Source organism: Glutamicibacter sp. AGC46 (genome assembly GCF_053543715.1).
In genome coordinates, this window is record NZ_JBLVOJ010000011.1 from 236,077 (window position 1) to 245,895 (window position 9,819).

A 9,819-nucleotide genomic window follows, 5' to 3' on the forward strand; every position below is an offset into this window, starting at 1 on the left:
GGTCGTTCTAATCCTTTTGGCGAAGCCAGGTTTCAAAGCGGTAGCGGGTACCGGTGGAGGAAGTGTGCCAGTGGGCAGCTTCCGAATCTAGGGACGGATCGGATGCGCCCAGAGCGAAGTCAGCGGTGAGCTTCGGTGCGGAGGTATCTCCAGCAGGGGAGGCATCGAGCTTGGTAATCACCGCGACGTCCAGCAGCGCCAGTGCCTGGGCATAGACCTTTCCGCCGCCAATGATCCATACTTCTTCGCCGCCGGCGCTGCGCTGTGCCAACGCGATGGCTTCTTCCAAGCTGGAGACGGGGAGTGCGCCATCCTTGCGCAGCTGCGCGTGGGCATCAGCCTGCGTGGTCAGCACGATGTTGGTGCGTCCTGGCAATGGACGGAACTTCGCCGGGAAGGAATTCCATGTGGCACGACCCATGATCACTGGATGGCCAGCGGTCGTGCGCTTGAAATGGGCCAGGTCCTCGGGAACGTGCCATGGCATGGCGCCGTCAGCGCCAATAATGCCGTTCTCGGCTTGGGCCCAAATGGCGCCAACCAGCGGTTCAACGTCGTGTGCGTGGCGAGGCTTGGGAGTCATACCGCTACGGCTCCCTTGATCGTCGGGTGGTGCTGGTAGACATTGATGCTGAAATCTTCCAGCGTGTAGTCGAAGATCGACTCGGGCTTGGAATTGAAGCTGAGCGTCGGGTATGGGTAGGGATCGCGGGAGAGCTGCTCCTTGACCTGTTCCAAGTGGTTGGTGTAGATATGCACGTCGCCACCAGTCCAGATGAACTCGCCTGGCTCCAGATCGAGCTGGTGGGCAAGCATGCGCGTGAGCAGTGCGTAGGAAGCGATGTTGAACGGTACGCCCAGGAACATGTCTGCACTGCGCTGGTAGAGCTGGCAGGAGAGCTTGCCCTCGGCCACGTAGAACTGGAAGAACACGTGGCATGGAGGCAACGCCATATTCTGGATCTCTGCGACATTCCACGCCGAGACGATGTGGCGGCGGGAGTCCGGATTGTTCCGCAGCGAGTCGACCAGCTGGGAGATCTGGTCAATGTGGCCGCCATCGGGAGTTGGCCAGCTGCGCCACTGGACACCATAGACCGGTCCGAGTTCGCCGGCTTCGTCAGCCCATTCATTCCAGATGCGCACGCCCTGGTCCTGCAGCCACTTCACATTGGATTCGCCGCGCAGGAACCACAAGAGTTCTGCTGCCACGGATTTGAAGTGCACGCGTTTGGTGGTGACCAGCGGGAAAGAATCCTTCAGATCGAAGCGGATCTGGCGGCCGAATACCGACAGCGTTCCAGTTCCGGTGCGGTCTTCCTTGGAGGCGCCGTTCTCCAGCACGTCTCGAAGCAGATCTTCATAAGGGGTTGCGATTGGAGTCGTCATCTTACCTGTCGTGCTGGTGGTCGGCGCTGGCATATTCACACGTCCCAGTTTAGATCAAACGGAAAGCTCCTGGAACTAAGCGCATTGATGATGCTGCTCGCACTCGTGCCTAGCTCGCAGCCACCATGTCGTTATACTCCGGGTAGCGGCGCAGGTAGTCCTGGACGTAGCTGCACTCCGGAATGATCTTCAGCCCCTTGTCGCGGAACTTGTCCAGAACCAAGGTCACCAGCGCGCGAGCGTATCCGCGACGGCCGAATTCCTCATTGACTATGGTGTGCTGGATGGTGGCGATGCCATCTTCTTCGTAGTAGCCGAGGAAACCGACAAAAGTGGAACCGTGCCACAGCGAATAGCGGCCGCGGCTGGCATCGTGATCCAAACGCAGTCCATGGTGCACAATCTTCTCGACTGGCTGGTTCGGTTGCTGGGCAGTCATGGCATTACCTCATTCTTGGCTGTGACGTGTCTCCTATTCATAGTCTTATCCCTAATCGGAGGCAGATGCAACGGCTGGTGCCACGCCCTGAGAGAACACTGAAGCCCGGCATGCAATGCCGGGCTTCAGCCGCATCAGGCTAATCGTGGTACGGCGTATGAATCTCAAAGGAGACAATTCGCGGGCTGCCGGATTGGACCTGCTGCGCAACGATCAGGGACCCCGGTTCCAAATAGGGATCCTGGTCCGGCAGGGCCTTGGCCAGTTCATCAGTGGAGTTCTGGGCAAGAACCTCCAGCACGAAGGGCAGCACCGGGCGATGGGTGCAAATCACCTGGGAACGGTACTTGTCGAAGAGCTTCTGCACGGCCTTGCGTACCCGCTCCGGATTGCGTGTCGCCGCATGTTCGGTCAGGGCTTTAACGCTCTTGAGCTTCAACGCGTGCAAGGCGGCATAGGGCGTGATCGTCTGGACGCATCGCATCCACGGGGAAGAGGCCACGTGCATCGGCTTCCAGGCTTCGAGCATCCGGGAAACTGCCTGCGCCTGGCGTCGTCCCGTCGCCGCCAGCGGGCGGTCTCCTTCGGCACGAGTCCAGTTGCCGCGAGGCTTGGCCTTGGCATGGCGGACAATGAGCACCGGGTGCGTATCGAGCACACCGGCTTCATAAGCCAGGACCAGATCGGCCAGCGGCTGGTTGTCCGTGGCAATGGACAGCATTTTGGCAGCCTTCTTGGGACTGGTCCAAAGAGCCTCGTCGCATTCTGCGCCATCAGGCTCAATTACCGTCTGCGCATCGGTCTTGGCTGCCCAATAGTAGACAACCTTGGTTTTCTGGCCCACGGAGTAGGCGGTGGCTGAAAGCGGGATGCCCAAGGTGATGCGCAACCCGATTTCCTCGCGGACCTCGCGCAGCGCACACTCGGCGATGGATTCACCCTGATCCAGTTTGCCCTTGGGCCAGGACCAGTCATCGTACTTTGGGCGGTGGATCAGGAGAACTTGGAGTTTGCCGTCCTTCACGCGCCAGGGGATTGCCCCGGCGGCCACGATGTCGTATTCGCCAAGGCGGATTTCCTCGGCATCTGCAGAACGGATGATGTCACGAGCCCTGGTGCGGGTATCGCGCAGCTCTGGTTCGGTCACTAGCTATTACGTCCACTGTTTCGTCGGCGGGCATGTTCTTCAACTAACCAGAACTGGACGTCCGAGAGCGCCTTGCCATCCTCGTCCTGGTAATGGCGAATCCAGTCGCCATCGGAGTTCAGGTGCCACGAAGCGGTCTTGTCGTCCATGTAGCGGGCCAGCAGGGTGATCATGCGATCAATGTCCTCTTGGTTGCGCAGCGAGACCAGGGCTTCCACGCGACGATCCAGGTTGCGGTGCATCATGTCGGCGGAGCCGATGTACACCAGTGGATCTCCGCCGTTTTCAAACATGAACACGCGGCTGTGCTCAAGGAACCGGCCCAAGATGGAACGTACTTCGATGTTCTCGCTCAGTCCCGGCACTCCTGGGCGCAGGGCGCAGATGCCGCGAACGATGACTTCCACCTTGACCCCTGCCTGGCTGGCCCGGTACAGCGCATCGATGATGGCTTCATCCACGATGGAGTTGACCTTGATGACGACCTTTGCCGGCTTGCCGGCCGCGGCGTTGACTATTTCCTTCTCGATATGCGCCAGCAACCCGGTGCGTACCGAGCGCGGAGCAACCAGCAGGCGGTTGTAGGTCGAGCGCGGGGCGTAGCCCGAAAGCTGGTTGAACAGCTTGGAGATATCCTCGCCAACTTCGTCGTCGCAGGTGAGCAGGCCGAAGTCTTCGTAGTAGCGCGCGGTGCGCGGGTGGTAGTTGCCGGTGCCGATGTGGCAGTATCGGCGCAGCTTGTCGCCTTCGCGGCGAACCACCAAGGAGAGCTTGGAGTGGGTTTTCAGGCCCACGATGCCGTAGACCACGTGCACGCCCGCCTGTTCCAGCTTGCGCGCCCAGGAGATGTTCGCCTGTTCGTCGAAGCGGGCCTTGATTTCTACCAGGGCCAGGACCTGCTTGCCAGCTTCGGCCGCATCAATCAGCGCATCGACGATAGGCGAGTCGCCGCTGGTGCGGTACAGGGTCTGCTTGATGGCCATGACCTTCGGGTCAGCTGCGGCCTGTTCCAGGAAGGCCTGCACGCTGGTGGAGAAGGAATCATAGGGATGGTGAAGCAAGATGTCGCGGCGCCGGACGGCCGCGAACACATTGGCGGCTTTGGCAGTTTCTGATTCGTTCAGGTAGTTCGAGGTATGGCCAACATGCTTGGTGTAGTGAAGCTCTGAACGGTCCAGCGACGCAATAACGCCCAAACCGCGCAGGTCCAACGGGGTGGGAAGCTTGAAAACCTCGTCCTCTTCAACACCGAGCTCGCGGGTGAGCAGCTCCATGATTTCAGGGTTGATGTCATTGGCGACTTCCAGGCGAACGGGAGGACCGAAGCGGCGGCGCAGCAATTCCTTCTCCAGCGCCTGCAACAGGTTCTCTGCATCGTCCTCTTCAACTTCCAGGTCCTCGTTGCGGGTGACACGGAAGAAGTGGTGCTCGACGATTTCCATCCCCGGGAACAACAGCTCCAGGTGCACCGCAATAAGTGCTTCGAGCGGGATGAACCGGGCCGTGCGCAACGAAGAGTGCGCCGCGCGGGTGCCGTCGATGCTGATCAGGCGGGCGATGGTGTCTGGCACCTTCAAGCGGGCAAAGAGTTCCTTGCCGGTCAGCGGGTTGCGGACCACCACAGCCAGATTCAGCGACAGCCCGGAGATGTACGGGAATGGGTGAGCAGGGTCAACCGCCAGCGGAGTGAGTACCGGGAATACCTGGGAAACGAACCACTTGGAAAGCAGGTCACGCTCGGATGCCGAGAGGTCTTCCCAGGTGGTGATGCGGATACCCTGCTCGGCCAAATCGGGGTATACCGAGTCGGCGAAGACTTTGGCATGGCGGGTCTGCAGCGCGTGGGCCGAGGATAGCAGCAACTCCAACTGGTCTACCGGGTTCATTCCGTTAGCCGCCGGCACCGCCAGTCCAGCGTGGATGCGGCGCTTCAGCCCGGCAACGCGAACCATGAAGAACTCATCAAGGTTCGAGGCGAAGATGGACAGGAAGTTCACCCGTTCAAGCAAGGGCAGATCGGTGTCTTCGGCCAGCTCCAGAACGCGGGCGTTGAAATGCAGCCAGCTGAGCTCACGGTCAAGGAAACGCTCATTTTTGAATCCGCCATCGGGATGCAGATCCGGTAGCGAATCTGCTGGCTCTATACGATCTTCATTGACCTTCGAGGAAGGAACATCACGTAGCTGAGTACCAGTTTCCTTGGGGTAGCTATTCATCGGCTGAACTCACTTCTTTCCTGCAAGTGGACGCTAAAGACACCGCTGGCGGCAGTCCCGATAAATCAGGGACTGCCAGTACCCCTAGTCTATCTTCTGCGGACCGTACATAATGTCCGCATCCCAAAGTGTGAAGCCCAGCGAGCGGTAGAGCTTAACTGCAGCTTCATTATCGGCATCCACGTACAAGATCACCGCATCGACGCCCAGTTCCAGCAGGTAGTTGATGCCGGTGGTGGTCAAGGAACGGCCCAGGCCTAGTCCCTGCGCCTCGGGAACGACACCGACAACGTAAACCTCGCCGGTGGGGCGGACCGCGTCTGCGGTAGCAGGGTGGATTTTGGTCCAGTGGTAGGCGAGCAGATTCTCCTCCGCGTCAAAGGCCAGGAAGAAGCCGGATGGGTCGAACCAATCCTCGGACATGCGCGCTTCGAGGTCATTGAGGGTTAGCGAACCTTGCTCGGGATGATGCACGAAGGACTTGGCGTTAGCCTCCAGCCATTGCGGCTCGTCCTCGCCAACACGGAAGGTGCGGACCGTAATCCGGCGATCAATCGCAGGCTCTTCTAGGTAATCGGTGCCTTCGCGGCGCATCCGGAACAGCTCGCGTACGCGGTCCAGGCCCACACCTGCGGCCAGCTTCTTGGCTGCATCGTGGTCGCCGTGCGCCCACGCCTGGATCTTCGAGAGATCCAGCAGCTCACCGAGCTTGCCCAGCAGGGCCCGGCCAATGCCAGCGCGGCGATGCTCGGGGTGGACTACCAGTTCCAGCACCCAAGGCTGATCCGGGGATTCCCGAACCGCGATGGCAACGCCGGCCAACGTCGACTCCGCGCCTTCGCCGGCTTCAGCCAGCAGGGCAAGCAGATTCTGGCTAGGCTCATCGGCTGCCAATGCCACCAGGGTCTGGTCGCTCAACGGCGGGTTGCCATCGGCTTTCTGCGCATCGAGGGCTAGCTGGCGCACGTCGGATAGCGCCCGTTCATCAAGCTCACCGGGGACGTGCTGGATGGAAACAGTGTTCTGTGGCAGTTCGCTCATGCATTTCACGATAGTCGTAAAATGTGCGAAGTGGGTAGGAGTTATCTGAAAGTTATGATTCGGTGTGGAAGCGGTAGCCGACGTTGCGCACCGTTCCGATGAGCTGTTCATGATCGGTGCCGAGTTTCGCGCGCAAACGTCGCACATGCACGTCTACGGTACGGGTGCCTCCGTAGTAATCGTATCCCCACACTTCATGCAGCAGCTGTTCGCGGGTGAAGACTCGGCCGGGGAACTGTGCCAGGTACTTGAGCAGTTCGAACTCTTTGTATGTCAGGTCCAGCATGCGGTTATCGATACGGGCGGTGTAGCTCAACTCATCGATGCGCAGGCCCGAAGTGCTTTCAGCGGCCACCGGTGCGGGGGCGGGAACCGTGGCTCCGGAGAGCATCAGGCGGATGCGTGCATCAAGCTCGGCAGGGATGGCGGAAGGCAACAGGAAATCAGTCGCAAACCAATCCGAGTTCAAAATGCCCAGTGCGCCTTCGCTGACAACCAGCAGCAAGGGCAGATTCAAATTGGCGTGCAATAACTGCGCCAGGGAGCGCGCCGGAATGAGATCTGTACGGGCATCGAGGATGACCGCGTCGCACTCAGGGATTTGGCTCAGCGACTCCGTTGTTGCAGGGAAGAAAGAAATCTCGTGCAATAACAGTTCGAGTGCCGGAAGAACTTCAGCGGCATTTTCGGCATGATTACTTAATAGCAGTAGGTGAGCCAATCGGTCTTCCTCCTGCCAGATAGTTGCGAAAAAATCACTTTTACGTGTCACAGTATAAGGAATGAATCAGTTGAAGCACGCATGTGAACACGCAAGTGCGGACACATTACCGTCAGGAATCAGAATTTGAGAATCAAGGTTTTATTCAGTGGACTCGTTGCAGCGGCACTGCTTGTCGTTGTTGCAAGTCTGGATTCGATGAGCTGGCTGATGGGTGTGCTCACCGCGGTCTTGCAGCTGATTTTCGCCTATACCTGGCCGCGAATGGTCCGCTCCGATGCGCCATGGCCGATCACCATCATCTTGGCGTTGTGCTCTTTGGCGGCTACGGCTTCGACCATGTTCATGCCAGGCGGGTCGGTGATGTCACATAGTGTCGAAGCAATCGCCGTTGGCGTGCTTCTGGTATTTATCAGCCAGGTATTGCGCGGGGCAGAAGCCGAAGGCCGGCTGGCCGGTGTGGTTTCTGGCGTGACCGGCATAGTCCTGGGCGTGCTGGGTTCCGCCTGGGCCGCTAGTGCTTATGTGCCCTACGGCTTTGGGCTGGCCGTCACAACCGTGGTCGCTCTGCTTGGGGCTGGTGCGGTTGCCGTTACCCGCCTGCCAAACCGGATGACCATGATTCTGGCGCCTGTGGGCGCTGCCGCATTGGGCGCGGCCTCCAGCGCGCTGCCAATCGATATGCTCTGGTACCAAGGGGCGACCCTGGGACTGCTGACCGGCTTGCTGGTGGGTTCATTACGGGCATTGGCCTTGGTCAGCCGCAGCGTACGAAACATGAGTGGAATCCTTGGCCTTGCCTGCGCCATCTTGCTGATGAGCGGTGCGGTCAGCTGGTACGCGATGGAAGTGCTGGCTTTCATTTAGCGGTGAGCGGTTCAAATATGATGCTAGCTGCGTCACGCGTGTCGAAGTTCTCCTGCCTCCCGCGCTAAGATGAAGCCATGAATGAAAATTACCTTGCAATCGAAATTTTCTTCCAGGCACTTGTAGTGATCGCCGGTCTCGGAATGGCTGGGTTCGCAGGCTTGGTAGTGAAGCGCCTCTTCCAGGGCCAGAAGTAGAAACAGCGCACACAACAACGTGTGCGCTGTTTTCATTTCATCACTAACTGACTTAGGAGCGAGTAGTCCATGGCTTTTGACCTACCTACGGACCTCACCCCGGAACTTGTACCTTTCGCATGGCTCATCGGCACCTGGGAAGGTGCTGGCCGTCTTGGCGAAGGCGAAGCCGAGGACGAGTTTTTCTGGCAGCAAGTCACCTTCCGTGACGTTGGCGGGCCGTACCTTGAATACCGCAGTGAAGCCTGGCTGACCGAAGCCGATGGCACGAAGCTGCGGATCCTAGCCGTTGAAACCGGCTTCTGGTCCTTGGACCGTGAACAGCAGGAAGCCGATGCCGGTCCTGGCATGGAACCCGGTGACATCTTCCCGGTACTGCGTTCGGCCGACGATGTGCAGAAGCTGCATACCGAAGACGGCTTCAAGATCCAGGCGCAAATTGTCCGACCAGACGGCATCTCAGAGCTGTATTACGGCCTGATTAATGGACCACGCATTCAGCTGGCCACCGAGAGCTTGCTGCGCAGCAAGAACGCCCAAGCTTACGCGTCCTCAACCCGGATCTACGGTCTGGTCAATGGCGAGCTGTTCTGGCGCTGGGATGTTTCCAAGGGCAATATGGATCTTCAAGCGCACGCCTCGGCGGCGCTCAAGCGTGTCACCTCGGAAGGCACGGTGCACTAATCATGGCCACTGAATACCGTTCGGTCCTGCTGGACCGTGCTGCTGCAGTGGAAGCTGGCGGCGTAGATGCCGGCGTCGCAGCCCACTACGGCGCTCCTACCCGCGAAGCTCGCAAACTCGCTGAGGGCCAGGCAATTGCCGATCTGAGCCACTTCGATGTTGTGGAGATCCGCGGCGAAGACCGCCAGAGTTGGCTCGATACGCTCAGCAGCCAGCGCATTTCCAGCCTGAAGCCAGGAGACAGCACCCAGACGCTGCTGCTTTCGGTTCAAGGACGCATTGAGCACGAAATGAAGGTGCTGGCCACCGCAGATCGCTTGCTGCTGATCGTTGAACCTGGTGCCGGAGCAGCGTTGGCGCAGTTCCTGAACTCAATGCGCTTCATGCTGCGCGTTGAGGTCAATGATCTTTCCGAGAGCTACGGCGTATTGGCGGCTACCCGCAAGATTGGCACTGCCGGGAGCCTGGTCTGGGAGAACCCATGGCCCGGAATCACCGACGGTGGTTGGGCCTATTCCCGTGAGGATCACCCGGGCAAGGAACGTCCGTGGTTCTTGCATATCGTGGAGTTGGAGCAGCTTGCCGTCGCAGTAGCTGACGAAGAGCTGTCAGGCATGATGGCTGTCGAGGCCTTGCGTATCGCCGCGTGGGAGCCGCGCTTCGGTGCCGAGATAGACGACAAGACCATTCCCCACGAGTTGGATTGGCTGCGTACCGCGGTGCACATGGACAAGGGCTGCTATAAAGGCCAGGAAACAATTGCCCGGGTGCACAACATCGGCCACCCGCCTCGTCGCATGGTTTTCTTGGACCTCGACGGTTCCATGCACACGCTGCCTGCCACCGGCGCCGAAGTGAAGCTGGGGGAGCGCACGGTTGGCCGGATCACTTCCGCGACTTTGCACTATGAAGCCGGGCCAATCGCCTTGGCCGTGGTCAAGCGCAACGTTGACCCGGAAGCGGTTCTGTCCGTGGTGGACGGCGAAACGAGCTACCCGGCAACGCAGGAAGTCATTGTGGCGACCGACGCCGGCCAGGTCGCTGGGCGCTTTACCGGGTTCCTGAGAACCCCGCCGCAAGGCTAAAGGCCAAAGAGAAGGGGGGGGTGGGAATGCTGT

At 59.5% G+C, this 9,819-nt stretch carries 10 protein-coding genes; 3 read left to right on the plus strand and 7 right to left on the minus strand.

Annotation, left to right across the window (positions count from 1 at the left end):
* Positions 1-7: 7 nt before the first annotated feature.
* The 7 genes from ACNPM8_RS06240 to ACNPM8_RS06270 form a co-directional block, all read right to left on the minus strand.
* On the minus strand, positions 8-583 hold the full coding sequence (locus ACNPM8_RS06240; RefSeq protein WP_332487075.1) for a dihydrofolate reductase: 576 nt from the start codon (positions 581-583) through the stop codon (positions 8-10).
* Positions 580-1,389 carry a thymidylate synthase gene (locus ACNPM8_RS06245; protein WP_448939464.1) on the minus strand — a complete coding sequence of 270 codons (810 nt, stop codon included), beginning with the start codon at positions 1,387-1,389 and terminating at the stop codon, positions 580-582. Before ACNPM8_RS06245 ends, ACNPM8_RS06240 begins: the two co-directional genes overlap by 4 nt.
* Positions 1,390-1,498: 109 nt before the next feature.
* Complete coding sequence (locus tag ACNPM8_RS06250) at positions 1,499-1,828, minus strand: GNAT family N-acetyltransferase (protein ID WP_105656880.1); 330 nt, start codon at positions 1,826-1,828, stop codon at positions 1,499-1,501.
* 139 nt (positions 1,829-1,967) lie between these two features.
* Positions 1,968-2,975: an NUDIX hydrolase gene (locus tag ACNPM8_RS06255; RefSeq protein ID WP_448939465.1), complete on the minus strand. Its 1,008-nt coding sequence runs from the start codon at positions 2,973-2,975 to the stop codon at positions 1,968-1,970.
* Positions 2,975-5,191, minus strand: a complete 2,217-nt coding sequence (locus ACNPM8_RS06260; RefSeq protein ID WP_448939466.1) for an RNA degradosome polyphosphate kinase — start codon at positions 5,189-5,191, stop codon at positions 2,975-2,977. The genes ACNPM8_RS06255 and ACNPM8_RS06260 overlap by 1 nt, the downstream gene beginning before the upstream one ends.
* A gap of 84 nt (positions 5,192-5,275) precedes the next feature.
* Entirely contained in the window at positions 5,276-6,232 is a 957-nt protein-coding gene (gene mshD / locus ACNPM8_RS06265) for a mycothiol synthase (RefSeq protein WP_133833613.1), read from the minus strand.
* Positions 6,233-6,284: 52 nt separating this feature from the next.
* Positions 6,285-6,953, minus strand: a complete 669-nt coding sequence (locus ACNPM8_RS06270) for a winged helix-turn-helix domain-containing protein (protein WP_105656876.1) — start codon at positions 6,951-6,953, stop codon at positions 6,285-6,287.
* A gap of 126 nt (positions 6,954-7,079) precedes the next feature.
* On the opposite strand from ACNPM8_RS06270, the gene ACNPM8_RS06275 reads away from it, so the two are divergent.
* The 3 genes from ACNPM8_RS06275 to ygfZ all read left to right on the plus strand — a co-directional run bounded on the left by ACNPM8_RS06275 (position 7,080) and on the right by ygfZ (position 9,786).
* On the plus strand, positions 7,080-7,820 hold the full coding sequence (locus tag ACNPM8_RS06275; protein WP_448939467.1) for a hypothetical protein: 741 nt from the start codon (positions 7,080-7,082) through the stop codon (positions 7,818-7,820).
* Between the two features lie 266 nt (positions 7,821-8,086).
* Positions 8,087-8,701: an FABP family protein gene (locus tag ACNPM8_RS06280; RefSeq protein WP_133833614.1), complete on the plus strand. Its 615-nt coding sequence runs from the start codon at positions 8,087-8,089 to the stop codon at positions 8,699-8,701.
* Positions 8,702-8,703: 2 nt separating this feature from the next.
* Positions 8,704-9,786 carry a CAF17-like 4Fe-4S cluster assembly/insertion protein YgfZ gene (ygfZ, locus tag ACNPM8_RS06285; RefSeq protein WP_133833615.1) on the plus strand — a complete coding sequence of 361 codons (1,083 nt, stop codon included), beginning with the start codon at positions 8,704-8,706 and terminating at the stop codon, positions 9,784-9,786.
* The last annotated feature ends 33 nt before the right edge of the window (positions 9,787-9,819 follow it).

Coding starts and splice junctions, on each gene's coding strand:
- ACNPM8_RS06260 (WP_448939466.1), bottom strand. CDS start 5,191: ATGAATAGCTACCCCAAGGAAACTGGTACTCAGCTACGTGATGTTCCT.
- ACNPM8_RS06250 (WP_105656880.1), bottom strand. CDS start 1,828: ATGACTGCCCAGCAACCGAACCAGCCAGTCGAGAAGATTGTGCACCAT.
- ygfZ (WP_133833615.1), top strand. CDS start 8,704: ATGGCCACTGAATACCGTTCGGTCCTGCTGGACCGTGCTGCTGCAGTG.
- mshD (WP_133833613.1), bottom strand. CDS start 6,232: ATGAGCGAACTGCCACAGAACACTGTTTCCATCCAGCACGTCCCCGGT.
- ACNPM8_RS06280 (WP_133833614.1), top strand. CDS start 8,087: ATGGCTTTTGACCTACCTACGGACCTCACCCCGGAACTTGTACCTTTC.
- ACNPM8_RS06245 (WP_448939464.1), bottom strand. CDS start 1,389: ATGACGACTCCAATCGCAACCCCTTATGAAGATCTGCTTCGAGACGTG.
- ACNPM8_RS06240 (WP_332487075.1), bottom strand. CDS start 583: ATGACTCCCAAGCCTCGCCACGCACACGACGTTGAACCGCTGGTTGGC.